General features: G+C 45.9%; 17 protein-coding genes. 7 read left to right on the forward strand and 10 right to left on the reverse strand.

The features are described from left to right. Positions 1-6: 6 nt before the first annotated feature. Genes B5X68_RS04565 through B5X68_RS04575 form a run of 3 tightly spaced genes read left to right on the forward strand, consistent with a single transcriptional unit; the run spans position 7 to position 1535 of the window. A complete protein-coding gene (locus B5X68_RS04565) occupies positions 7-798 on the forward strand; it encodes an inositol monophosphatase family protein (protein ID WP_082213447.1) in 792 nt (263 codons plus the stop codon). 27 nt (positions 799-825) lie between these two features. Beyond that, complete coding sequence (locus B5X68_RS04570; RefSeq protein ID WP_082213448.1) at positions 826-1359, forward strand: YfiT family bacillithiol transferase; 534 nt, start codon at positions 826-828, stop codon at positions 1357-1359. 20 nt (positions 1360-1379) lie between these two features. Continuing rightward, positions 1380-1535: a FeoB-associated Cys-rich membrane protein gene (locus B5X68_RS04575; protein ID WP_082213449.1), complete on the forward strand. Its 156-nt coding sequence runs from the start codon at positions 1380-1382 to the stop codon at positions 1533-1535. Between the two features lie 69 nt (positions 1536-1604). Here the strand turns inward: B5X68_RS04575 and acs are convergent, their stop codons facing one another. After that, positions 1605-3494 carry an acetate--CoA ligase gene (gene acs, locus B5X68_RS04580; protein ID WP_082213450.1) on the reverse strand — a complete coding sequence of 630 codons (1890 nt, stop codon included), beginning with the start codon at positions 3492-3494 and terminating at the stop codon, positions 1605-1607. Between the two features lie 257 nt (positions 3495-3751). On the opposite strand from acs, the gene B5X68_RS04585 reads away from it, so the two are divergent. Continuing rightward, entirely contained in the window at positions 3752-4978 is a 1227-nt protein-coding gene (locus B5X68_RS04585) for a THUMP-like domain-containing protein (RefSeq protein WP_082213451.1), read from the forward strand. Here the strand turns inward: B5X68_RS04585 and B5X68_RS04590 are convergent. Together B5X68_RS04590 and B5X68_RS04595 are read right to left on the reverse strand one after the other, a co-directional pair. After that, the gene (locus tag B5X68_RS04590) at positions 4975-5328 is read right to left on the reverse strand and encodes an ArsC family reductase (protein ID WP_082213452.1); all 354 of its coding nucleotides are present in this window, start codon (positions 5326-5328) and stop codon (positions 4975-4977) included. The two genes, B5X68_RS04585 and B5X68_RS04590, sit on opposite strands and share 4 nt — an antisense overlap. A 19-nt stretch (positions 5329-5347) precedes the next feature. After that, a complete protein-coding gene (locus B5X68_RS04595; RefSeq protein WP_082213453.1) occupies positions 5348-6748 on the reverse strand; it encodes a dicarboxylate/amino acid:cation symporter in 1401 nt (466 codons plus the stop codon). A gap of 354 nt (positions 6749-7102) precedes the next feature. Here B5X68_RS04595 and B5X68_RS04600 point away from each other — a divergent pair, with 354 nt between their 5' ends. The 3 genes from B5X68_RS04600 to B5X68_RS04610 are packed head-to-tail and all read left to right on the forward strand — an operon-like array spanning position 7103 to position 11599. Further along, a complete protein-coding gene (locus B5X68_RS04600) occupies positions 7103-7954 on the forward strand; it encodes a universal stress protein (protein ID WP_082213998.1) in 852 nt (283 codons plus the stop codon). A gap of 6 nt (positions 7955-7960) precedes the next feature. After that, positions 7961-9088, forward strand: coding sequence for a magnesium/cobalt transporter CorA (gene corA / locus B5X68_RS04605; RefSeq protein ID WP_082213454.1), 1128 nt, complete (start codon positions 7961-7963; stop codon positions 9086-9088). 36 nt (positions 9089-9124) lie between these two features. Then, the gene (locus tag B5X68_RS04610) at positions 9125-11599 is read left to right on the forward strand and encodes a bifunctional UDP-N-acetylmuramoyl-tripeptide:D-alanyl-D-alanine ligase/alanine racemase (protein ID WP_082213455.1); all 2475 of its coding nucleotides are present in this window, start codon (positions 9125-9127) and stop codon (positions 11597-11599) included. Here B5X68_RS04610 and ppk1 read toward each other — a convergent pair whose 3' ends face one another. The 7 genes from ppk1 to B5X68_RS04645 form a co-directional block, all read right to left on the reverse strand. Next, positions 11600-13918 (reverse strand): polyphosphate kinase 1, encoded by a 2319-nt coding sequence (gene ppk1, locus B5X68_RS04615; protein WP_082213456.1) that lies wholly within the window; start codon positions 13916-13918, stop codon positions 11600-11602. 170 nt (positions 13919-14088) lie between these two features. Beyond that, a complete protein-coding gene (gene gyrB, locus B5X68_RS04620; protein WP_082213457.1) occupies positions 14089-16044 on the reverse strand; it encodes a DNA topoisomerase (ATP-hydrolyzing) subunit B in 1956 nt (651 codons plus the stop codon). Between the two features lie 117 nt (positions 16045-16161). Then, positions 16162-17862 (reverse strand): hypothetical protein, encoded by a 1701-nt coding sequence (locus B5X68_RS04625; RefSeq protein ID WP_082213458.1) that lies wholly within the window; start codon positions 17860-17862, stop codon positions 16162-16164. Positions 17863-18065: 203 nt separating this feature from the next. Next, entirely contained in the window at positions 18066-20624 is a 2559-nt protein-coding gene (locus tag B5X68_RS04630) for a beta-galactosidase (RefSeq protein WP_082213459.1), read from the reverse strand. Positions 20625-20912: 288 nt separating this feature from the next. Continuing rightward, on the reverse strand, positions 20913-24086 hold the full coding sequence (locus B5X68_RS04635) for a PVC-type heme-binding CxxCH protein (protein WP_082213460.1): 3174 nt from the start codon (positions 24084-24086) through the stop codon (positions 20913-20915). Between the two features lie 46 nt (positions 24087-24132). Continuing rightward, positions 24133-25008 (reverse strand): ThuA domain-containing protein, encoded by an 876-nt coding sequence (locus tag B5X68_RS04640; RefSeq protein ID WP_082213461.1) that lies wholly within the window; start codon positions 25006-25008, stop codon positions 24133-24135. Between the two features lie 167 nt (positions 25009-25175). Beyond that, the gene (locus B5X68_RS04645; RefSeq protein WP_082213462.1) at positions 25176-25847 is read right to left on the reverse strand and encodes an outer membrane beta-barrel protein; all 672 of its coding nucleotides are present in this window, start codon (positions 25845-25847) and stop codon (positions 25176-25178) included. Between the last annotated feature and the right edge of the window lie 46 nt (positions 25848-25893).

A 25893-nucleotide genomic window follows, 5' to 3' on the forward strand; every position in this document is an offset into this window, starting at 1 on the left:
ATAGTAATGAATCTTGAACAGCTTACACAACAAACCATAGAAATCGTAAGGCAGGCGTCATCCTTTATTCAGCAGGAAGCAGCTTTGTTTTCGCGTGACAAAATTGAATACAAAGACCTCAACAATCTTGTTTCCTACGTCGATAAGGAAGCAGAAAAATTGCTGGTGGCCGGACTTAATGCACTGCTTCCCGAAGCAAGTTTCATCACCGAAGAAGGCACAACCGGCCAGGAACCGGATCCTTCCGCATTGAACTGGATCATTGACCCGCTGGACGGAACGACGAATTTCATTCACGGAATCCCCGTTTATTGCGTCAGTGTAGGATTAGCAAGAGGAAAAGAATTACTCGTTGGCGTGATCCACGAACCCAGTCTCAATGAAATGTTTTATGCATGGCAGGGAGGTGGCGCTTGGTGCAATGGCAAGCAAATGAAGGTTTCCAATGTAGAATCGCTGGCTGACAGCCTGATCGCCACCGGTTTCCCCTACTATAAATTCGAGAAACAGAAGCGTTACATGTACATTCTCGAACTGCTTATGCAAAAAACACACGGCATCAGAAGAATGGGAGCAGCCGCCGTAGATCTTGCCTACGTCGCAGCAGGCCGGTTTGATGGGTTTTACGAGTATAACCTCAATTCCTGGGATATGGCGGCAGGTGTGCTGATGATCAAAGAAGGTGGCGGCACGGTAACCGACTTCAACGGCGGCGACAATTACCTTTTTGGAGGCGACATCATTGCTGCCGCAGGCGGCCACAAAGAACTTGTAGAAGTGATCAGAGAGAATTTCTGACAATTAGCATCATTCATAACTCAGGCCATGGACATAGAGCAGCTCAAATACCCGATCGGCAAATTTCAATTTCAGGACAGTTACACGCCGGCAGAAGTTAAGTCAAACATTCAGATCATCAGCGCATTGCCTTCCAAGTTTATCAATCTGTTGGGAGGTTGGGACGATGATAAATATAATACGCCCTACCGCCCGGATGGCTGGACGATCAGGCAGTTGATCCATCACGTTGCAGACAGCCATATGAATGCTTATGTGCGGTGCAGGCTAGCGATGACAGAGGATAATCCCGTGATAAAGCCTTATGAAGAGCAGCTTTGGGCCGAGCTTCCGGATGCCAAAATGGCACAGGTGGAGCTTTCGATCCAGTTGCTTCGTTACATTCATTTGCGCTGGGTTCTGCTGCTTAATTCAATGGATGAAAAGGATTTGGCGAGAACTTACACGCATCCAGCAACCGGCCGCGTTTTCCGCCTCGACGAAGTGATCGCAAATTACGCCTGGCACAGCGAACATCACTATCAGCACGCATTTCAGCTCGCAGCCAGGAACAATTGGTAAAAAGCGGCTGTTACTAAGGCATGGGACAACAGATCATCATACTAATCCTTTTTCTGGCAGCAGTTGTCTTTATGGGCTGGCGCGTATGGAAAGCATTCGACAAGCGAAACGCGGGCGGATGTGCAAAAGGTTGCGGCTGCGCCGCAGACAAGGCAATGACTGTGAAGAATCAGTGATTTAAATTATTCGATATAAAAACAGGGAGCCCTTTTAGGAGCTCCCTGTTTCTTTTTAGCGCTTAAATACTATAAAGCCCCTTTTTTGATATCCTCTACAACCGCCGGATCAAGCAGGGTGGATGTATCTCCCAGATTGTTCATGTCGCCTTCTGAAATTTTCCTCAAGATCCGGCGCATGATCTTTCCCGATCGTGTTTTTGGCAAACCTGTTACGAATTGGACCTTGTCTGGCTTTGCAATCGGACCAATGATGCGGGAAACGGTGGCTGCAATGTCCTTTCTAAACATTTCCGGATCATCGGGTTCGTTTTCGGCAATCACGTAAGCGTAAATTCCCTGCCCTTTGATGTCGTGCGCATAACCTACAACGGCCGACTCTACTACGCCCAAATGCATATTAATAGCGTTTTCAACCTCCGCCGTGCCAATTCTATGTCCCGAAACATTTAAAACATCATCAACCCGGCCTGTAATGCGGTAATAACCGTCTTCATCCCGCAAACAGCCGTCACCGGTAAAATACATGCCGGGATAAGTTGAGAAGTAAGCTTGTTTGGCGCGCTCATGGTCGCCATATGTGGTCCGGATAATGCCCGGCCACGGGAATTTTACACAAAGATTTCCACTCACGCCGTTCCCTTCCAGTTCCTGTCCATTTTCATCAACCAAAACCGGTTGAATGCCTGGCAATGGTAATGTCGCAAAAGTTGGTTTTTCAGGTGTAATACCAGCCAGCGGCGAAATCATAATGCCGCCAGTTTCTGTTTGCCACCAGGTGTCAACCAGCGGACAATGATCGTGACCAATGTTGGTTTTAAACCAATGCCAGGCTTCTTCGTTGATCGGCTCACCTACTGATCCCAGTTTGGTAAGCGACGAAAGATCATGTTTTTTGACAAAATCCAAACCAAAACTCATGAGCGAACGAATCGCCGTTGGTGCTGTGTAAAGGATATTAACCTTATGCTTGGCAACAATTTCCCAGAAACGACCTGCATCCGGATAAGTAGGAACGCCTTCGAAGATCACCGAAGTGGCACCATAGCAAAGCGGTCCGTAAACAATGTAGCTGTGGCCAGTGATCCACCCAATATCTGCCGTACAAAAGTGGATTTCGCCAGGCTCATATTGAAACACATTCGCAAACGTGTATGTCGCATAAACCATGTAACCGCCGCAAGTATGCACAACGCCCTTGGGCTTACCCGTAGAGCCTGATGTGTAGAGAATAAACAATGTATCCTCCGCGTCCATAGGCTCTGCAGGGCATACGGAATCAACGTGCTTCACTTCTTCTTCCCACCAAAGGTCCCGGCCTTTCAGCATGGAAACTGGTGTGCGCGTACGCGTCATCACGATTACATGCTTCACGCTATGGCATTGATCCAAAGCAGCATCCACCGTTTCTTTCATCGGGATAACTTTCGATCCGCGGAAAGAACCGTCGGAAGTAATCACCATATTGCATTCGGCATCATTAATACGGTCGGCAATGGATTTGGCAGAAAACCCGCCAAACACAACCGAATGAATCGCCCCTATGCGGGCACAAGCAAGCACGGCTACCGTCAACTCGGGCACCATTGGCAGATATATGCATACGCGGTCGCCTTTTTTTACGCCATGTTTTTTCAAAACATTGGCAAAACGACAAACACGGTCGTATAAAACGCGGTATGTTATGGTCACTGATTTGTCTTCGGGATCATTTGATTCCCAAATAATTGCGGGCTGATCACCGCGTTCGGCAAGATGCCTGTCCAATGCATTCTCGGTAATATTGAGCTCCCCGCCTTCAAACCACTTCACATTCGCTTCTTTGAAGTCCCAGCTCAGGACTTTCTTCCATGGTTTGCGCCACTGAAATTGTTGGGCTACTTCTGCCCAGAAACCTTCGGGATCGTCTACACTTTGTTTGTAGGCAGCCTGATACGCTTCAAAGGTCTTAATTTTCATGATAAATAAAGGTTAGACTTAGGATTAAGGGATATGAGGGGACAATTTATAATTTTCATTTGGTTAGTCCTACTTAATGTAAAACAGAAAATACAGCCTGAAAACCGCATCCCATTGATAATCAACGGCCAGCCAGCCGCCAATTAGAAAGAGGTTTTTTAATATTCTGTAAAGTGCCACCTTATAGTGCGCAAAACTGTGACAGACATGTAAAATGACGTATTTTCGAGGCCAGTAACTAAACACACCACAATCTGATGAAAGAGCACACTTCCCCCACCATTGAAGCCGAAGCTGGTTTTACGCAAGCAGAAATCGCATTCATACAAGCACATTTGCAAGACGATGTGAGCAACTTAATGCTGCGCGGCAAGCAATTCAAAGGTTTCAACATCAAAAAACTGGCAGAACAGATCCAATCCAGGCAAAAAGCCATAAAGAAACTTCCGGAATGGTCGACAAATCCGGAACTGATCTTCCCTCCCGCCCTGTCTGTCGAACAAAGTTCGTCGGAGGCCACGGCGCGATATAAAGCAACATTAATGTCTGGCCATCAATTGATTGACATTACGGGCGGCATGGGTGTCGACTGTTATTATATGCGGGCCAATTTTCAGCATGTGCAGTATTTTGAGCAACAGCCCGTCGTTGCCGAAGCGGCTAAATTCAATTTTCAGAAACTAGGCGCCGGCAATATTCGTGTTCACACTGCCGACTCCATAGAAACATTGAAAACTGAGCCGTATAATGCGGACTGGATTTATGCAGACCCCGCAAGGCGCAATGCAAACCGCGAAAAAGTTGTACTGCTCTCCGATTGCACGCCTGATATTGTCGAGCATTTAAGTATATTATTTGAGCGCGCTCCGAATATCCTGCTCAAAACTTCGCCCCTGCTTGATATTGACCTGGCCGCCAAGTCGCTCAGAAACCTGAAAGAGGTGCACGTCATCGGTTATGAAGGGGAATGTAAAGAGCTGCTATTTGTGCTCAAAAAAGATTGGATCTCAGATACATTTGAGATTAAAGTGCGGATTATCAACAGATCCGGTGAAACAAAAAACCTGCTGGAATTAACACGTGAGTCGGAGCAGCTGGCTGATGTCCGGTATTCAACTCCTTTGAAATATTTATACGAACCGCACGCCGCAGTGTTGAAAGCTGGCGCATTCAGGACCATTTGCAGCACCTTTTCTCTTTCTAAACTGGCCATTAACAGTCAGTTATACACGTCAGAGCATTTGTTAAACGGGTTTCCCGGACGGGTATTTGAAGTGGTTGCAGTCTGCAAGCCGGCAATCCGTGAAATCAAGAAGATCATCGGAGGCGATAAGGCTAACCTGACGGTCCGAAATTTCCCGGCCAGCAGTGAAGATTTGAGGAAAAAATTAAAATTGAAGGATGGTGGCTTATTTTATCTCTTCGCCACCACACTCGCTGATAATACCAAAGTAATGATCGTCACTAAAAAGCCGGAGCGTTAAAGGAATTTCGCTTCATATTCTTTTTCCGAAAACCCGATAGCCACTGCCTTCCCCGACGCATCTTCAATGAGTGGACGTTTGATGACCGAAGTATGCGCCATCATCAGTTTCGCTGCCGATTTTTCATCGGTAATCAAGGCTTTTTCTTCGTCGGGAAGGCCTTTCCAGGTTGTGCTAGCCTTGTTTACGACTTTATCCCAAGGGAAATTTTTAAACCAGACTTTGATCCTATCCTTACTAATGCCCTCCGTTTTATAATTATGGAAAGCATATTCAATGTTATTTTTTTCGAGCCAGGTGCGTGTTTTCTTTACTGTATCGCAATTGGGTATTCCGTAAACCGTCAACATAAAAATTATTTAATGTAATCTAAACTTCTGTAATAACCGGCTCTTCCTGAACCAAGTCCGAATTGTGCATTTTCTGATCGTCCAACTCACCTTCCCATCGTGCAATGACGGCCGTAGCAAGACAATTCCCTGTCACATTCACCGATGTCCGCGCCATATCCATCAACTCATCAATGCCCATGATCAGCAGCACAGGCCATTCCGGCATCCCGAAATTGGCAATGGCACCCAACAGGATAACCAGTGTTGCCCTTGGAATTCCCGCTACGCCTTTACTGGTTAGCATCAGGAGCAAAACCATTGTAAGCTGCTGTCCGATAGACATTTCAGTTCCTGTTGCCTGCGCCACGAAAACCGTCGCCAATGCTAAATACAATGTAGAGCCATCCAGATTGAAACTATAACCGGTTGGCATAACGAAAGAAACGATTTGTCTTGGAACACCGAACTTCTCCATTTTCTCCATCGCTTTGGGGAGCGCGGATTCAGAACTCGTCGTGGCAAATGCAATGGATACAGGCTCAAAAATGGCTTTGGCAAACTTGATCACAGGAATTCTGGCAAACAATGCAATCGGAACAAAAACGATCAGAATAAAGACAATCAAAGCACAATATAATGTTGCCAGCAGCAGCGCGAGGTTTCTCAGCACGTCTATCCCCATGTGGCCCACGGTTTCGGCAATGGCAGCGCCTACCCCGATCGGGGCAAAAAGCATGATGATCTTTGTGAATTTGAACATGACCTCAGCAAGCAACTCTACGCCATGCACAAATTTCTCTTTCTTGGCAGACGGCAACAATGCAAGGCTTATTCCAAACAAAACGCTGAATACAACGATTTGAAGCACTTCTCCATGATAAATCGATTTGGCAATGTTTTCGGGAAATGAATGCAGAACAATGTCCTGCCAAGTCTGCTCTGCCACTTTCGGCAAAGTCGCATTCAATGATTCGGGGGGAATAATTCCTACGCCTGGCTTAAACCAGTTGGCGAAGAATAAGCCGATCAGCAATGCGAATGTCGTCACAACTTCGAAGTAAAGCAATGATTTCCAGCCCATTCTGCCAACTTGTTTCAAATCAGAATGTCCTGCAATCCCCGTCACAAGCGTAGCAAAAAGCAACGGCGCGATCACAGTTTTGATCATTTGCAAAAATATCTGCCGCAGGAAATGCAGCTCTGTGCCCATCTTGGGAAAATCATAACCGATCTCCGTTCCGACGAGCATTGAAATCAGAATGGATGTGGTCAGATTCTTTTTGAGGATCGCAAAAATGATCAATCCTGCAAGTGCTGCCCAGCGAAGGCTAAGTAAAACAGTGTCAGATAAAGAGATGATATCGTATGCATTGAGCACGGTGGCTATTGCAGCAATGGTAACAAGGACAATGTTGATGATGGTAATCTTGCTCTTCATACAGGATATTAGAATGAGGAATTCGTTTCAACGGTAAACTTATAAAAAATCAATTTAAGCCCAACTATCCGAGCAAACGCATTTAAGTCGAAACACAAAATAAATGATAGGTTTTGGACAATATTATTTAATGATTGTATTAAACTAGCCTCAATTTGAAAAATAAATATTGGTTTGCCTGAATTTTCAAATCGTCTGGAAAATTTGAAAACGCCTGCCTTACGCGCCTTATTGAAACGCTCATCAGCCCGTAAATTATCTTTGTTTTAAAAGGGGCATGATTCTTTGGTTTGAGTCCGTAAATTTGATATGTTCGGAAATTACATCATTCCAATCAAAAAACAGGCCCTGACAATGAACAAGATCCTTATCCCTATTGACTTTTCTGAAAATGCGGAACGCGCATTGGCTGCGGCAAAGATTATAGCCGAAAAAGACACAACCCAACTCCTGATATTGCATGCTTACCAGCCTTATATTGCGGACGTTAACATTACGCCGGGTAATGTGCTGCCAGGCATTGACGGCGGCGATTTTCTCTCCATGACCAGTGAGCTGGAAGAAGAATTCCAGAAAAAGTTGGAAAGATATATAGAGGATGTTGTTGCAGAAGGTTATCAGGCAGAGGCGATCTGGGCTATCGGGAGTGTTCAGTCCGCGGTTGAAGAGGCCATAGAGGCGCACAACCCTGATTTAATCGTGATTGGCAGGACGGGAACCGGTGGTTTTATGGATAAACTTATCGGCAGTTCGGCCACAAGCATTGGCCTGCATTCAACCTGCCCTGTGCTGGTGATCCCTCCGCAGAGTTCGCCGAAGAAATTTCAGAAGGTCGTATATGCCACTCAGTTTGAATATGATGAAACAGATGTTTTGCGCGAAGTTTTTGTATTAATGAACCAACTTGGCGCAAATTTGACATTATTGAAAATCCAATCCGACTCGCAGCCTGACATCCAGGCTGACCATCAGTACATTGATGAAATTAAATCTAAATTCACGATCGAAGACGACACCATTGTTTTCCGTGAATCCCGCCATGTGCTTGATGGCATAGAGGATTATTGCGACGAAGTACGCGCAGATCTGCTGATCATGTCGGCGCGGGAGCGTTCCTTTATAGAAGAATTTTTGATCAACCCGAGCGTTACCAGAAAACTGATCATCGACACGCATGTGCCATTGCTGGTTTTTCATCTCAAATAAATAAAATTGGAAAAGGCAGAGAAAAAACGGGCTTTCCAGCCAGAAGAACTAGTTTCCCGCAACCGGAAGAAGAAGGGATATAGGAAAAACCTGCTAACTTCTCCTGGCACGCTCACTTATATCGGACCGGATATTGAGTTAAAGACCAAAATCCGGAAAATCGTTTACAATGACCAGATCTTCCGGGACGAGCCGGTGAAATCGCTGCTTGAATGCAGTCCCGAAGTTTCCAGCGAGAAAGCCGTTACCTGGCTTGACGTTGACGGGATCCATGAAACCTCTCTGATCGCCAAATTAGGCAAGCTGTATCATTTGCATCCCCTTTTGCTGGAAGATGTGGTGAACACAGAGCACAAGCCAAAACTCGAAATATACGACAACGGACACCTGTTCCTGACGCTGAAAATGCTGCACATTGATTCAGAATCGCCCATATGCCTTTCTGCTGAACATGTTAGTTTTGTGTTGGGAGAAAATTATTTGCTTTCTTTTCAGGAGGAGCTTAGCAATGATATTTTCACGCCTGTGCTGGATAGATTACAGGCTTCCGTGGGCAAGACCCGCAGGAACGGTGCGGACTATCTGCTGTTTGCGTTAATGGACATTGTGATTGACAACTATTTCATTGTGCTGGAAAAACTGGGCGACAGCCTGGACACGGTTGAAGACCAGGTGATCCGGGGCACGGAGGAGTTGTCACTCAAAGAACTTTATTCGCTGAAACGAGAACTGACAATCGCCAGAAGGGTTATATGGCCACTGCGGGATATGATCAATCAACTGATCCGGGAGGATAACCCACTTATCAGCAAAGAAACAATCCCTTATCTGCGGGATCTCTACGATCACGTCATGCAGGTCTTGGACACCATTGATGCCTATCGTGAACTCGTCGCCAGCCTTGCAGACGTACATTTATCGACCATCAGTAACCGCATGAATTCGGTCATGAAAACATTGACCATTTTTTCTGCTGTTTTTATGCCGCTCACATTTATTGTAGGCGTTTACGGCATGAACTTTGAAAATATGCCTGAATTAAAGATGCATCATGGTTATTATTATGTCTGGGGATTAATGATCGCCGTAACCATCGGGCTGATATTTTACTTCAAATCCAAGAAATGGATGTAAGGTTTGATACCTTTGTGGCCTGAAAATCGCATTGGAATGAACCTTACTGTAAACAGCTTTCAAACAATCACCACCGACGCCGCTTACCTGCTCACGGACAGCCGTCAGATTTCTTTCCCCAGTCAAAGCATATTTTTCGCGATCAAGGGTGACCGGCACGACGGGCATCAGTTTTTGCCGGCATTGTATGCGAGTGGCGTGCGAGAATTTGTGGTGGAAGAAGCTGCTTATACGGAAATGCTGCGTTGGGAAACGGCCGTCTGGGATGATGCGAGGATTTGGGTCGTGCCGTCCAGTATTCGGGCTTTGCAGTCGCTGGTTGCTGAAAAGCGACGTCAATTTAACCTGCCGGTTGTTGGCATTGCAGGCAGTAATGGGAAGACTATTGTGAAAGAGTGGCTCGTCCAGCTCGCATCCCCGCGCGAGACTATTGTTGCCAGTCCAAAAAGCTACAATTCACAGATCGGTGTCCCATTATCGGTATGGAATATTGGCAAACAACACACGCTGGGAATATTTGAGGCCGGGATTTCGCGTTCTCACGAAATGGAATATTTGCAACCGGTTATGCAGCCTACCATTGGAATTTTCACCAATATTGGCCCCGCCCACGATGATGGCTTCAAAAGCCGCAAGCAAAAGATCACCGAAAAGCTCCGCCTGTTCACCAAGGTCAAAAAACTCATTTACCGCAAAGATTATACAGAGCTCGATGAGGAGATCAACCTCATATTAAAGCCTGTAAATACATTTTTAAAAACCCTGAGCTGGGGCAAACCGGCATCCGGGGCCGACATCGCCGTTTCTTATCAAAAGGAAAAAATAAAAACAGCCATTTCTCTCGTTGGAAAATTTGGTGACCAGAAATTCGAAACCAATTTCACCGACGAAGCTTCTCTTGAAAACCTCACGCATTGCATTGTTTTCCTGCTGGACTTCGGCTTCCCGAGCTCTGTAATTCAGGAAGGCATACGATTGCTTAAACCGGTTTCCATGCGTTTGGAGCTCAAAGAAGGCATTAATCACAATTACATAATTGATGATGCCTATAATAATGACTTGCAGGGATTATCCATGGCGCTCAATTTTCTTTCGCAACAGGAACAGCGGCAAAAAAGAACTGTGATCCTGTCGGATGTTTTGCAAACCGGTCAAACGCCGGGAGAGTTATACAGAACTGTTGCTAAGCTCCTGAAAGAGAAAGCGATAGACCAATTGATTGGCATAGGCCCGGAAATTCAAGGTCAGGCCGCTGCTTTCGACATTACACGTACGCATTTTTATAGTGACACCGCTACATTTCTGCAGGACTTTCCATTTAACTCTTTGTACGACAGCCTTGTCCTCATTAAGGGCGCCAGGCCATTTTCGTTTGAAAAGATCGTTCAGCGGTTACAGCAGAAAGCGCATGGGACTGTGTTCGAGATTAATCTGGACGCATTATCGCATAATTTAAATTTTTACCGGTCAAAAGTAGGCTCTAAAACCAAAGTCATGGCGATGGTAAAAGCCTTCGCTTATGGCACCGGAAGCTCGGAAGTGGCATCTTTATTACAATTCCACCGTGTGGATTACCTTGGAGTTGCCTATGCCGATGAAGGTGTCGTTTTGAGACAAAGCGGCATTACATTGCCGATCATGGTGATGAATGCAACTTCCCAGGCATTCGACCTCCTTTTGCAATACCAGTTGGAACCAGAAATTTACAGCCACCGGATTTTCACCGAATGGATCGCATTCGTGAATAAAAATAAATTAACCGCTGAAATTCCGGCTATCCATTTAAAACTCGATACAGGAATGCATCGTTTGGGATTTGTAAAGGACGACCTGGACTGGATGATTGAAACATTGAAAGCAAATCCACACATTAAAGTAGCATCCATATTTTCGCACCTTGTCGGTGCCGACGAAGGTGTTCATAATGCTTTTTCAAAACAGCAGTTCGAGCTTTTTCAAGAAGGTGCGGCCAGAATAGAACAAGCACTGGGTTATACTACAATCAAGCACATCCTGAACTCTGCGGGAATCGTCCGTTTCCCGGATTATAAGCTGGATATGGTGCGTTTAGGGATAGGGCTTTATGGCGTGGAGGCAACCGGACAGGAACAGCAGGCTTTGCAATCGGTTGGAACATTGAAAACGGTTGTGTCGCAAATAAAATATCTTTCTGCTGGCGAAACGGTCGGTTATAGCCGCAGAGGCCATCTGGATCACGACGCTGCTATCGCGACGCTTGCCATCGGATATGCAGATGGCTATGACCGCGGGTTAGGCAATGGGGCCGGTAAGATTTGGGTAAACGGCCTGCTATGCCCTACTATCGGCAACATTTGCATGGATATGACCATGATCGATGTTACCGGGGCCAACGTGAACGAGGGTGACGAGGTGATTGTTTTCGGGAAAGAAATGCCGATTCTCGAACTCTCCAAACAAATTAACACGATCCCCTATGAAATCCTGACAGGAATCGGAGACCGTGTTAAAAGAGTCTTTTACAAAGAATAATTAAGCCTGCGTTTGATCCGGCGCTGCGGTTAGTTGCTCCGGTTCAACGATTTCGACATTTTCTGAGATCACTCCACGAATGGGTTCATCTTCGAAAAGGTGCGTGGCCATAACCTGATCAAGCGTCACGCTGTAGAATGCTTCATGCACATTCAATGGCTCAGTGCCATCGGCGATCTCGCATTTGATATAATTTCCATCTTCCTGCATTTCGTAGGCATTCACATTGTCTTGCAGGCTGTAGTACAAAATGTGAATGGCCTCCTGACGCACCCGGGGATCCACAAGTTTGAATAGTGATTCAATGCGTTTGTCAAAACTCCGCACCATTGCATCGGCACTTCCGCCATATACGAGCGGATCGCCATTTCGGTGAAAATAAAATATGCGCGAATGTTCCAAAAAGTCGCCAACGAGCGATCTGACCGTAATATTTTCGCTCAATCCCGCCCTTTGCGGCCGGAGACAGCACATGCCTCGTACGATTAGCTTAATCGGAACACCCGCCTGCGATGCTTTATAAAGTTCGAGGATCGTGGTTCTGTCTTCCAGTGAATTTATTTTTATACAAATCCCGCTTTTCAACCCCGCACGCGCGTTCTCTGCTTCCTGCTGAATCAGTTCAACCAGTTTATCGCGCATATAACGCGGCGCAGTAATCAGATTTTGATATTCAGAAGGGATTGAATGTCCGGTAATAACATTGAAAAACTCAGAGATATCGTGTGTATATTCTTCATTTGAAGTTAATAAACCCGTGTCCGTGTAAAGTCTGGAAGTGTCCTCATTATAATTTCCGCTTGACAAATGGGCATAACGCAGCACCCGGTTTCCCTCATTACGAACGATCAGCAGCAATTTTGTATGGGTTTTGAGTAATCCAATACCGTAAATCACAAAACAGCCCGCCTTTTGCAATCGTTGCGCTTCCCTGATGTTATTTTCTTCGTCAAACCGTGCCTTAACTTCAAACAAAACAGCTACGTGCTTGCCGTTTTCTGCTGCATGCAAAAGCGCTTCGGTTACCCGCGAATTTTTCGCCAGCCTGTAAATCGTCAGTTTGATAGACAAAACTTTCGGATCCTCGGCCGCTTGCTCCAAAAGCTGTAATACAGGCTCAAAGTTGTTATAAGGATGGTGCAAAAGGATATCCCGCTCGCGCATCACTTCAAAAATATCCGGAATCCGCTCCCTGTCGAGTCCCAGCGGTGGCACAGGCGGATGGATTGCCGGAATCTGGTCTTTGAATTCTGGATGCTTTATAATGCCCCAGAATGATGTGTAATCAATAAAACCATCAATCGGGAAAACATTATAATCATCAATTTCCCAGCGTTTTTTAATCAGGCTTAGCAAGTCAGGATTGGTATCGTGCTCGATAGAAACCTGCACAACGCGCCCCAAACGCCTGCTTTTTATTTTTTGTTTAATTTCATCAATAAAATCCGCCTCCACATCGTCACTTTCTTCCAGGGAAAAATCACCATTTCTGATGATCCTGAAAAGATTCGTGGAGACAATATCAACATTGCGGTAAAGCTTGTGAATGTAAGCTCTAACGATGTCTTCAATAGGCAAAAACAACAATTCCTCCTCCCTATCTATCACATAAAAACGCGGCAGGTTCAAAGGCAGCTGAACAAATGAGAGCTTTCGATCTTCCTCGGCGGTTGTTCCTTTCACCTGCGTAATGACGCCCAGGATCAGCACTTTGGCCAGCAATACCGGAAAAGCATGGGTATAGTCAAACAGCATGGGCGTCAACATTGGGTAAACCGTCCGCTCGAAATATTCTTCAACGGCCGCTTTCTCGTCGTCATGGACATCATCCAGCTTGATGATCTTGAACCCATGCTTTTCAAACAGAGGCAGGAGCTGATTTTTGTAACAATCGTTCTGCTTCCTGACAAACTCGTGCAACTCGCGCATGAGTACTTTCCGGAACGGGATTTCCCTCAGACCGCTATAATCGAGCCGTTCTTTTCCAAAATCCAAATAATTATAAAGACTGCCGACACGGATCGTAAAAAACTCATCCAGGTTAGAAGAAGTGATAGCCAGAAATTTCAACCTGTCAAACAGGTTACGGTCCTCATTGGTGGCCTGGTCCAGCACACGGTCGTTGAATTTCAGCCAGCTCAGATCGCGGCTGATCAGATCGCTTTGCTGCACAAGTGTGTTGGCCTTTTCACTCGACGGACCTATTATTTTATTTTCCTCCGCAGAGACCTGGCCTTTGGTACTTTTAAAAAAAGCGAAAAGATTATTTAATCTGCCTTTTTTGCCGTTGCTATATATGGGATCGGTTGAGCCGGACATATTTTTATTCTTTAAGGGTTGTGTTTGCTGATAGCAATAAAAATTTAACGAATCTAAGTATCTAATGTTTCTGGTGACATGAACTTTCTGTTAAATTTCAGTCTGAAAAACAGAAACGGATGACTGCATTTGACAGCCATCCGTTTCTAAAACTTATCGGGAGTCAAGTGCTATACGTCTACACGGGCGTACTTTGCATTTTTCTCAATAAAATCGCGCCTAGGGGCCACTTCGTCGCCCATCAGCATTGAAAACAAATGGTCTGCTTCTGCCGCCGATTCAATCGAAACCTGTTTAAGACTTCTTTTGTCGGGATTCATGGTCGTTTCCCACAATTGTTCCGCATTCATTTCTCCCAAACCTTTGTAACGCTGTACGTTAACAGATTCTTCACGTCCAGCGCCTATTTCGCGGATAGCAGCTTCTCTTTGTGCCTCAGTCCAGCAATATCTTTCTTCACGTCCTTTCTTCACGAGATATAGCGGCGGTTGCGCGATGTAAATGTAACCGTGGTCGATCAGGATCTTCATATAACGGAAGAAGAACGTCAGGATCAATGTACGAATGTGGCTACCGTCAATATCCGCATCCGTCATGATTACGATCTTGTGGTAACGCAGCTTATCAATGTTCAAAGCCCTTTCGTCACCATCTTTTCCGATCTGCACACCCATCGCGGTGAACATATTCTTGATCTCTTCATTTTCGTAGATCCGATATTCCTGTGCTTTCTCCACATTCAGAATTTTACCGCGTAACGGCAAAATGGCCTGATATGCTCGGTTACGGCCTTGTTTCGCTGTTCCACCCGCGGAGTCCCCTTCGACGAGATACAGTTCACAAACATTCGGATCTGTTTCGGAGCAGTCGGACAGTTTACCCGGTAAGCCTGTTCCTGTCAGGATATTTTTACGCTGCACCATTTCGCGCGCTTTTTTGGCAGCGATACGTGCTTTGGCGGCAAGGATAACTTTATCAATGATAACCCTGGCTTCCTTTGGGTGCTCGTCCAGATACGTGTCAAGCATTTCCGAAACAACCTGGCTTACTACACCGGTTACCTCGGAGTTCCCAAGTTTGGTTTTGGTCTGGCCTTCAAATTGCGGCTCCTGAACTTTAATCGAAATAACGGCAGTTAGTCCTTCCCGGAAGTCGTCCCCGCTGATCTCAATTTTTTCTTTGGCGAGAACCCCTGATTTCTCCGCATAGTTTTTCAATGTCCTGGTCAGCGCCGCCCTGAAACCGGAAACGTGCGTTCCGCCTTCGATGGTGTTAATGTTGTTCACATAAGAAAATACATTCTCGCTGTAAGACGTGTTGTACATCATCGCCACTTCCACGGGAACAGAACCTTTAAGCGTTTCCATGTGGATTGGCTCAGGGATCAATGGCTGACGAGTCGCGTCCAGATAAGTTACAAACTCATTCAAACCGATCTCGGAATAGAACTCTTCACCTCTGAATTTGCCTTCCTCGTCCTCTTCGCGTTTGTCTTCAAGCGTGATCCTGATCCTCTTGTTCAAATAGGATAATTCCCGGAGACGGGTTGCTACGGTCTCGTATTTGAATTCCGTAACGGTGAAGATGGTAGCATCCGGCAGAAAGTGGATAAATGTCCCTGTTTTTTCAGACTCCCCGATCACGCGCGCCGGGTATAAAGGCTTGCCTTCGCTGAACTCCTGCTCAAATATTTTTCCTTCGCGGTGGATCTCCGCCCGCAGATGTATAGAAAGCGCATTTACGCAGGAAACCCCTACGCCGTGCAAACCTCCCGAAACCTTGTATGTATCTTTATCGAACTTACCACCGGCGTGAAGAACCGTCAAAACGACTTCCAGAGCGGATCTTTTCTCTTTTGGGTGCATCCCGGTTGGAATCCCCCGGCCATTATCCTGAACAGTAATGGAGTTATTTTTCTCAATTGTAACATTGATGGTGTCGCAATAGCCAGCCATCGCTTCGTCAATGGAGTTGTCGACAACCTCCCAAATCAAATGGTGCACCCCCTTAAAACCAGTGTCACCAATATACATGGCCGGACGCTTACGAACGGCCTCTAAACCTTCAAGAACCTGGATGTTTTCGGCTGAATAACTATTTACTTCAATCACTGTTTCGTTTGACATATAGTTTGTTTTACACTTGGATAAAAAGAACCATTTTCAGGCTTTTTAAGCCCGTAAAGATACGATTTTTTTACCGTCTAACCTAGCAGAAAAAACATTGGGATAACATCAAAAATACTATTTCAGGCTATATGCGGAGCCAGATGCAAAAAGGGATTTATCTAATTTATAAAACACCTTTTCACCGTTGTTACGAATGTCCAGAATGCCCATGTCATAGGTTCCCGGAGCGAGGTCGTCCTGCCTGAGTTGCGTATTAAAGCCTGCTTTGTAATAATGTCCCCGGGTAAGAATATCCTTTCGCGCGGCCACCTTCGGGTTGGCGTTCATCAGGTGTATAACGCCCGTTTTCTGATCGCGCAAAACCATAAAACGATCGCCGGCAAGTCCTTTTGTTTCCGGCAGCACATTGCTGGCCACGAAGGAGTAAGTGAGATGCTCAACGCCGTCGCGGATCAGTCTTTCCATATCCCAATTTTCCAGATAGAGCTGGTAATCCCGTGCTGCCCCGGCATTCGCATTGAACATGGAATCCAGCTGGTTGCGCTCAACAATAGGTTTTGGTAAATGAAAAAATCCCTTTTCGTAGCCCGGGATCAGATAAAAGCTGCCATTCCGTGTGATTGTCTTTTCCACCGAAAATATATTGCGGTTGGTTTTCCAGTTGTAAACATCGGCCAGGTACGTGGTTCTTTTGATAGCCACAAAGCCTGTAAATTTATAGTAAGAATAAACCCAATAGAAGATACTAAAAGCAGTAATGCAGTAGAAAACGGTCTTTCTGCGAACAACGGAGGTATAATCTAGCAGCAGAATATAAAAAATGACTGTTGAAAGCGATGCATAGATCTGGAACCGGCTCGCTATGGTGCTACCCGCCCAGGAGCGGAAAAGGGCGATAACAGAGCTTGTAATAAAAATAAATGCGAACAAGGTCAGTAATTCCGCCGTTCCCGGCTTAATGTTCACCGGTTTGTTGAAATAGATTGCCGCCACACGCCAGACGATGTAAATCATAAACGCAAGGATAATGGCTCCCCAGACTGCCGAGAAAAACACCGGAAAAGCCCACAGGGACATCGCTGAACCAATAAACCCGAATAGCGAAGAGAAAAACACAACCAGATCCTTGGGCAGCTGTACCGCCTGCCCAGACTCATAACCTGCCAGATAAATCACGAGGCAAAGTATCATGAACCCGCCCGTAATTATGGCTCTCTTAAAGTCCTTAAAGCATAGGAAGTAAAATATAATCGCTGGAAAAGATAAAATGCCGTTTCCGTGGGTAAAAGTGGCCAGAAAACAACAAAGCATCGCGCCATAAAGCGCCAGATCGGTGCGGCGGGAGGCAAGGATGATAGCCGTCACGGTGAATGCCGTCAGAAATGAATGCTGCATGCCATTCAGGGCCCAGCCTGAAATATCGTAGTAAAGCGGCTGGAAGTACAGCAATGCCGCGGGGATGAAATAATAAAGCGGCAACCTGGTCTTCTTGTATTGAAGATAAATGAAATAGAAAATGTAACTAATGTTGATGGAAACGAGTACGATGTAAAACCGGAAATTAAGATGCCCGGTTATAGTGTACTCGATGAGGGAAATCAACCGGGGAACCACGGCCTTATGGTCGTTGAATGTACGGAAAAGTTCGGTAATGAGGCCAGAGAAACCGAGACCCCCCTGAGAAACCACTTCAATGAACTGGATTAATAGAAAATCATCCTGGTACGGAAAGTTGACGGAGTAATAGTAGTTATAAAATAAGTATACAAGAATGACCAAGCATATAACGACACCCGAGAGAAATCGTAACTTCATATTAACCAAAAAGTAGATTGAATTGATCGCCGGGATTATCGTTTAATCCAGCATTTATTGTTTCAAAACTAAACCTTTAAAACCGGATTTATAAATTTAGCCTTCTTTTTTACGCATTGGCCAATACTTGCGTTGTCAACCGGCAGCACAAAAAAGAGCGGAGATGATCTCCGCTCTTATCTATTTCAAATCGCTTTGTTTTCTTAATTCACAACAACCTTGTGCCTTACCTGGGTTGCCCCATAGCCTGCATTGAGAATGTATAAACCGGGCGTGAGTCTTGCTTTTGCCCTCACCGTTAGCTTATCAGGTCCGTCCTGCTCGGTCATGACCGGCACATTCCTTCCTGTAATGTCATTGAGGGTGACTTTCGGAGCTGTTCCGGTGTATTGCAACGAAATAACGCCTGCTGTCACGGGATTTGGATACAGTGTAACCCTATCCAATGTTTCAAATCCGGCTGAAATGATCTTCGAGTAAGCGAATGTGTTATCCTGATCTACCATTTTCAACCGGTAAAGGTTTTCACCAGCTGATGGATAAGGATGGATAAAGTTATAAGTTTTTAAAACCTTGCTTTCCGCAGAAGCAGCCACTTCGCCTATTTTGGTCCATTGTTTGCCATCAACCCCATGCTGGATTTCGAAATGGTCGCTGTTTGTTTCTTCGGAAGTCTGCCAGTCTAATGATACGGCGTTCTCTTGCTTCTTGCCGCTGAAATTGACAAGCGTCACAGGCAGCTGCCCGGCGTTGTGAGCAGAAATGTAGAATGTTGAAAAACCATTCACCTCAAACCGGATCCGCCACAAATTAAGTGTCGCATCCCATTGAATGTCATTGTCATTTGGGTCAATGATCACGTCCGGGGAACCGGAAGTCATGTCTCCCTTCCATTGTAAAACACGAAGATTGGCCTTACTGGCATTATCTGAGCTGTTTACAGGCAACTTTTCCGAACTTGCTACATTAAATGCAGTAAGCTCGTCCTGGCTCACATATAAGGTAACACTGGCGCTGCCCGGGTTCGTACCGCCGGGAACCAGCTTGAAGTGGCGTTGTACCAACGGCTGGTCGCCGTGAATGGTAACCTGCGGGTCAACGGTCACAGTGGCCTTGAACTTATCGTTACCATTGGTTAAACCATTGCCTTTCACCGTTCCGATCAGCTTACAATCGGGACCGGTTAAATGAAAATATTTACCATCCGGAATAATCGAGGCGGCTTGCGCACCATTCGTAGCGAGTGACAGATCTTTGTAGAAGCAGCCAGGCTGAACCACATTGTTCTGCATCATAATGCTGACGGGCTTGCCTCCGCCGTTATCAAATGTGCTTCTCCATTTCTTGTAAGCTTCGCAGTCGTTTGCATAACTGTCGCGCTGCGTGTAGCAACCGTCGTTATCGATCATGCTGGAAAGCGTGAAATTGTCAGAGCTGGTCGCGGTGGGCGTTGTCACATTTTTGTTTTTCACCCACTGCGAAGTCAGCGATTTCAGCGTGTTCACTGCGTCTGGGTTTTTCAAGGCATTTTCCAGATAGAACAATGTTACTATCTGGGCACCGTGTGTATAGCTTTCCGTGGTTAGGTTGACGATTGACTGCGTTCCTGTTACATATGCAGCCTCATTCACATAAATTTTGCCCGGCAAATTGGACCGCACCAGGTCGATCGCAAAACGGTGGTCATAAAAAATGTCGTCGTTGATTTTCACGCCATCCAGTTCAGCGCCGATTTCATTGAAAGGCAGTGTTCCGCGCGACCTGGAAAGCTTGTCATAAACAGATCCGTGATGCGCCAGCACTTTGATGTTGGAATCAATCCCTTTAACCGTGTTCTTGAAAAGATTGTTAACGTCTTTCAAAACCTGCGTCCGGAATGCAAACCAGTCCGTTCCGTCCGCGCCGGTGAATGTTGTATTGGAAGGTCTTTTCGGGCCGACATTGTTAAATGACGAATGATTTGTGCCCCATGCGGAATTCAGATATTCGATATGGCCATACTTGCCTTTCAGCCAGTTTCTGTAAGCGTTGGTCATTGGCGCAGAGTAATCCGTCAAGGCGCCGCTCATATCCAATGGCTGCTCATAGTGATATTTCGTTGACCCCATCTCAAACTCCCCTTCACCCTGGCGGGAATAGATCAAGCTCACATACAGGAGGTTATTTTGTTCCTGCACGTATTTATATCGCTGGATCACTTTTGTTGCAAATGCCGTGATCCGGTCGCGCGTTGATTGCGCGGCGAGGGATGTCATTACAAATTGAAGGTTAATATTAGGTCGAATAGGACCTCCCTGCTTTTGAAAAACAGCTTCCTGACCATTGTAGTTGGCAACCATTACGCGGTCTTCCTTTTTCCAGCCATCGCCGGTATCGACTCCGTAACGATCAGAAATTCCATTAGTCACATCATCACCCGTGCTGATCGCAATATTGATCGCGACCTTCATACCAAGCGAAGTAGCCAGGTTGATCTGGTCATCATATTGTTTCCAAACATTGTAATTCGGCCCGTTTTCGGCTTTGAGGATTCGGGAAATCTTACCCTCAATGGTTCCCCATTGAATAGTAAGCGCTACCGCATTGCAGCCAATGTCCTTGGCTGACTGAATGGTTGTCAATGACGGGCTGTCATTTTCATTAACCAGAGAAACTGCGAAATAGCGAGGCTGCTGTGCTGACGAGTCGAGCGGGACAAAGAAGAGAGAAAAGGAGAAGAAAAGTGTGCTAATCTGCCAATTTACGAATATACGTTTTTTCATATTTTACAATCACCTACCAGTTACAAATTATTCGATCCATAAATATAAATAATTCTACTATACGGTTATATGTTTTTATAATTTTTTAGCATATTTTAAAAAAATAATACTATACCAGCATTTAAATGAATAATCGGGCGGTTTGAGTGATTAATCGGTGAATAACCCGCCGGGAAGGCCATAAAACCATGTTCGGAATCGGCAGTTTCTGGAAAGGATGGGATATAAAAAAAAGGATATTTTCTGTCGCCAGAAAATATCCCTTCTACATTGAATATTTGCCTTATTCTACATTTTTTCCAGTGGATGCTCTTTTAGAAGTTGATCCGGGGAATAGAAGTCCTTTTTGCTTTCCGTAGCCGCCCGAACCTGTTTTACTTTGTCGGGCATGATCGCCGGCCCCTTGTTTCCGAAAGAGTTGCGGACATATGTAAGCACTGCGGCCATTTCCTCATCATTGAGCAATCCGGCAAACGGCGTCATGGGAACTTGTCCGGGGTATTTCTGGCCATTAACTTCAATTGGCCCTAATAAACCCTTCAACGCCAGCTTGATCAACCTTTCGTCATTACCCAACACCCAGGTTGTGCCCGTAAGCGGCGGAAAGCCCGAAGCTGTAAGTCCCTTTCCGTCAGGTTGGTGACAGGTTGCGCAGTAACCTTCCTTGGCGTAAATCGTTTTGCCCAGTGTAAAGAGTTCAAGTGCTTTTCCTTTCAGCGCCGACTGCGTCACTTCCTGCTTTTCCTTCTTCATATTCTGCCCGTTGAGGTGCGCCAGGGCTCCGTCGTAAGCATGGATAGTCCATTCATCCAAAGGCATCTTTTTCGCCTCTGCAAGCACTGCAAGGCCTTTTTCTTTTTCGATCCAGGATGCGGCAACGATGGCAACGAGTCTTACCCGGCTGTTTTCATCCCGCGCGGCTTGCATTAACAACTCAGCCTGGTCCGGAACCTGATGTCCCGTGTAACGCACAACTTGTACTGCTGCTGCACGGGCGTGATAATCTTTTGCTTTCAAAACCTGCTTCAACAGCTTTTGATCAACTTTATTGAGCCCCCAGCTTACCCACAGACCTTCCAACAAATTATGCTCATATTTAGGATCGTTTTTGTCAAGTCCAGCCACCCAGGTGTTTAACTTAGCCAAAACCTGCGTTGCGTCCCGCCCCCTCAGCTCGCGTCTGGTCCTGTAACGGGTGCGGTATTCTGGTAATTTCAAATTTTCCAAAAGTTCTTCAATGCTTGCACCATCCACTTTTGCAGGCTTAACCAATGGTCGCGAAGGATACGTTACGCGATAAACGCGGCCGTGCGAGTGGTCACGCAAGGGGTCGCGGGCGTTATGCTGCATGTGCCCGATGAGGATATTGTGCCAGTCGATCAGGTAAAGAGAGCCGTCTGGTGCGAACTCCATATCCACGGGACGGAAGTTGCGGTCTTCGCTCACGATGAGGTCCATACGGTGCGTGCTTTTGTAGCCGGTGCCGTCGTCTTTTAATGTATGCTCTTTTGTTCCAAGGAAACCAATTGTGTTATTGATCAAAAAATCTCCCTGTAATTCATCCGGAAAATGACGGCTCGAAACGAATTCTAGTCCCGAAGTTGGCCTTACCCTATGTTTTTCTTCAATCAGCTGAACTGATTTATGGCTTGCCTCTCCGTAGCGGGGCAAAATAGAACCCGGCATCATCCAACGCACGTCCGGACTAGAAGTTTCGGCAAAAAACGGTTGTCCCCAATCATCAAATGCAATTCCCCAAGGATTAGGGATCGAAAGCTGCGCGGTGCGTTCCAGTTTTTTACGCTGTGGCGTGTATCTGTAAAAACCGCCGTTTGTAGCACGAACAGGGCCGTAAGATGTTTCAACATTGGTATGCAAAAACACGCCCTCTCCTGAATAGATAGCGCCCGACGGGTCCACTGTGAACGCGTGGCTGTTATGGTGCGTGTCGTGATCGTCGTATCCGCTCAGCAGAATTTCCTTTTTATCTGCTTTGTCATCGCCATTGGTATCCGTGTATAATTTGAGATTGGTTCCTTGTGAAATATAAACGCCTTCCGGTGCAATTTCAAAACCAAGCGGCAAATGCAGGCCATCTGCAAAAACGGTTTGCTTGTCCGCTTTGCCATCACCATTCGTGTCTTCCAGAATGATGATCTTGTCATTTGGTTTTGTATCTCCAGGCTTGTAATGTGGGTAACTGGGCATTGTTGCGATCCAGAGACGGCCTTTATTGTCAAAAGACATTTGCATAGGCTTTGCCAGATCAGGAAATTCTTCTTCCGATGCAAAAAGTTCGATTTTATAGCCTTCCGGCACTTTCAACTTTGCTAATGCATCTTTTCCATACAAGTATTCAAGACTTCCATTTTTCTCAGGATTGAAATTGGTCTTAACCGGCGGAAGCGGTCTTGTGTTTTTATCCGCAGCCGCAAGATCCGTTTTTTCACCTTTTGACGCGGCCAGCCAGATCGCCTTGTCCCTGATGTCCGTCATTTCGCGGATTTTTTCGATTTCGGCGGGATAATTATCCGGGCCAAAAGGGTTATACCGACGGCCGTAAACATGCACGCCATTTGGTATTTTATAATCGTTGTGCCACATCCAGTTTTTCTCATCCACAGCAGCCTTCACCAATTTCCGGTTGGCCTCTGCTTTCGGTGAAGCTTTGCCAAAAACCTGATCAGTCAGTAAAAGACCTAACTTTTTGTAACCGGCTTCGTTCAACTGCGACCCGTCAATGGTCAGGTCCTCCTTACTGTCGGCATACCATTGTTTTGAAGGCGTGAATGCGTCTACAAAAAGTACATTGTTTTTTGTCGCGATCTCCTTCATTCCCTTTGTGTAAAGCGCCAGGTTTTCGTTTTCCTTCTTGCCGTTGGGAAGGTCAAATTTGGCCGAGAGGTCTTCGAAGGCGATTGGTGAAACAATCGCTAGCTGCGGAGCGGTGCTACCATTGTATTTCTGGCTTAATGTGTATTTGATAAATGCATCCAGTTCAGCTTTGTAATTTTCAAGGCCTTCTTTTCCCTGAAATGATTCGTTATAACCAAAAAACGCAATGATCACGTCTGTTTTCAAACGCGTTAACCATTGGTCCGGCGTATCGAAATGTCCTTCGCTTTGTGACGGATTGGCCAGTTCGGTCTGAAATTTCTCCGCTCCCGGAAATGCCCAAGGAGAATTGCGGCTCGCGTGCGGCCTGAAACCCGGCGTGTCGCCTCCATCGCACATATTGCGGATATAGAGCATGTCGTCCGGATAGCGAACCTGCAATTCCGTTTCGAAATTGTCGTAATTCATCATCCTGGAACCCAGGTTATTTCCCAACAAAACAATGCGGGAGCCCTTTTTAATGGAAAGCGTTGCAGATTGATTGAATTTGAAAGCACTGAAAGCGATAATCACCAGCGCAAACACAATAAGTGATACGTGAAGACTGATTTTTCTGGGTTTAGACATTTCGGTTGGTAAACTTTAAGTGGGGATTTAGGATGTATTCTTTCAATTATTTTGCTTCTCTATACTGAACATTAATGTCCATCTTGCCTTTCCATTTCGGGATTTTCATTCCCAATTCCCAATGTATGGCGTTGATAACCAATCTCTGAAACGACTCGATTTTGAAATCGTCCGGGTGGCCTAATGTGGTCATGAAGATTTTAGCACCGAATGAATTAGTCCCCGTCCAGGCAACGGGATTTTCAATCGCAGCATGCTCCGGGTTAACCGCTTTGCCCGTTAACAATAATGTAGAACCTTTGGTAGGATAATCGGGAAGGACTCTGTAAAGCCACGATCTGGCATGAAAAGGCGTGGTTACACCTGTCAGGATCGGGTTTTTAGCTTGGTCTGGAATCACAGTAACATCTGTGCTGCTTGTGTGTCCGTAATGTGTGTGCTTGGCTGCGCCGCCCCAGCCCGGAGGCGAGTTCAATGCGAATTCACCAAATGCATTCCACTTCTCATTTTCATTTCCTTTGGGATAATTAAATGCGTGCGTCGTCGTCCGAAAGCCCATTAATGGCTTTTTGGTTTTCAGATAAGCGTCAATGTGCGCTAATTGCTCTTTGGGAAGTTGCCGCCAGCGGAGATAAAAAACAGCCAGATCGGCGTCTTTAAGCGCCTCTAGCCCCGGAATATCATTCTCGCTGTTGGGACCGGGATAGGCTTTCAGCACAATGGTTTTCATCCCATAATTTTTCTCAAGTTCTGCGGCAATGATGGGTAATGTTTCTTCCCCGCTGTATTCGTGGTCACCGGTCACGAATACGACTACCGGCTTCTTATCTTTTTTAGCAGATTGGGCAAATGCGGTGTTACCAAGCAGGAAAAAGCCAAACAACAATGCGAAGGAGAAGAAACAACGCTTATTTAGATACATGGTGAAGAGATTTAGGACTGAATCTGGACAGAAGAAATATAATGCAAATTACCGATAAACTACTGTCTTCTTATTGAAGACTGTTTCATCCCATTTTTCCCTTACTTTTTCATAGAACTTTACAACATTGGCACAAAAAACCGGTGAATGCGTTCTGCAAGAGGGATTTAAAAAAAACTGAATCCAACAGAAAACGAGAACCGGGAAAGATCCACGCTGTCGTCCTTGGATAGATGAAGTGTCTCTGTGTTGAAGTCTGTTTTACGCTGCAGCCGGTAGACGGCGCCCATCATGGCCGACCCGGTGAGGTTAAGCGCAAATTTCTGGCTAAAACGGTGTTCAAAACCTACGCTGACGCCCCAGCCCATTGTTTTACCATTGAATGTGAACTGATCGTCACCAGCTTGCGTATGGTTGCGATAAGGTTGATAACCAAGTAAAAGTGAAGTTAAAACCGCATTTCTGGGGTTTTTCATGACGGCCTTGTGAATGATTTCACCACCCAAAAACTGGATCGCAACATCTTCAGTAAGCTCATTTTCCTGACTGGCTTTGCTCTGGTAGCGATCGTATTTGACACCGAAGCCCACTTTTCTCCAAGGAAAATAGGCCACTTCGCCGCCATAGGAAATGCCTGATTTAAAGTCTTTAATGTATCGCTCCCGCTCCGCAGTGCCTATTCGCCCCGCCCTGAAAACGCGCTGCCCATAACCGCCATTGACGCCAAACTTCCATTTGGAGTCTGCTAACTGCAATTCCTTTTTTGCCGTTTCCTGTGCGTACAAATGCATGCACGGTAAGTATGTGAGCAGCAGCAAAATGATTGTTATTCTCTTCATTACGTGAGTAGACCTGAATGCGCCGTTCCCAAAACTACTGATTTAG

The sequence above is a fragment of the Dyadobacter psychrophilus genome, assembly GCF_900167945.1.
GTDB lineage: Bacteria > Bacteroidota > Bacteroidia > Cytophagales > Spirosomataceae > Dyadobacter > Dyadobacter psychrophilus.

What these genes read in the sequence shown, in the direction of transcription:
- B5X68_RS04570 (WP_082213448.1), top strand. Translation starts at nt 826, where the DNA reads ATGGACATAGAGCAGCTCAAATACCCGATCGGCAAATTTCAATTTCAG.
- B5X68_RS04590 (WP_082213452.1), bottom strand. Translation starts at nt 5,328, where the DNA reads ATGTTGACGGTTTACGGAATACCCAATTGCGATACAGTAAAGAAAACA.
- B5X68_RS04585 (WP_082213451.1), top strand. Translation starts at nt 3,752, where the DNA reads ATGAAAGAGCACACTTCCCCCACCATTGAAGCCGAAGCTGGTTTTACG.
- B5X68_RS04645 (WP_082213462.1), bottom strand. Translation starts at nt 25,847, where the DNA reads ATGAAGAGAATAACAATCATTTTGCTGCTGCTCACATACTTACCGTGC.
- B5X68_RS04640 (WP_082213461.1), bottom strand. Translation starts at nt 25,008, where the DNA reads ATGTATCTAAATAAGCGTTGTTTCTTCTCCTTCGCATTGTTGTTTGGC.
- B5X68_RS04595 (WP_082213453.1), bottom strand. Translation starts at nt 6,748, where the DNA reads ATGAAGAGCAAGATTACCATCATCAACATTGTCCTTGTTACCATTGCT.
- gyrB (WP_082213457.1), bottom strand. Translation starts at nt 16,044, where the DNA reads ATGTCAAACGAAACAGTGATTGAAGTAAATAGTTATTCAGCCGAAAAC.
- B5X68_RS04630 (WP_082213459.1), bottom strand. Translation starts at nt 20,624, where the DNA reads ATGAAAAAACGTATATTCGTAAATTGGCAGATTAGCACACTTTTCTTC.
- acs (WP_082213450.1), bottom strand. Translation starts at nt 3,494, where the DNA reads ATGAAAATTAAGACCTTTGAAGCGTATCAGGCTGCCTACAAACAAAGT.
- B5X68_RS04635 (WP_082213460.1), bottom strand. Translation starts at nt 24,086, where the DNA reads ATGTCTAAACCCAGAAAAATCAGTCTTCACGTATCACTTATTGTGTTT.
- B5X68_RS04565 (WP_082213447.1), top strand. Translation starts at nt 7, where the DNA reads ATGAATCTTGAACAGCTTACACAACAAACCATAGAAATCGTAAGGCAG.
- ppk1 (WP_082213456.1), bottom strand. Translation starts at nt 13,918, where the DNA reads ATGTCCGGCTCAACCGATCCCATATATAGCAACGGCAAAAAAGGCAGA.
- B5X68_RS04610 (WP_082213455.1), top strand. Translation starts at nt 9,125, where the DNA reads ATGAACCTTACTGTAAACAGCTTTCAAACAATCACCACCGACGCCGCT.
- B5X68_RS04575 (WP_082213449.1), top strand. Translation starts at nt 1,380, where the DNA reads ATGGGACAACAGATCATCATACTAATCCTTTTTCTGGCAGCAGTTGTC.
- B5X68_RS04600 (WP_082213998.1), top strand. Translation starts at nt 7,103, where the DNA reads ATGAACAAGATCCTTATCCCTATTGACTTTTCTGAAAATGCGGAACGC.
- B5X68_RS04625 (WP_082213458.1), bottom strand. Translation starts at nt 17,862, where the DNA reads ATGAAGTTACGATTTCTCTCGGGTGTCGTTATATGCTTGGTCATTCTT.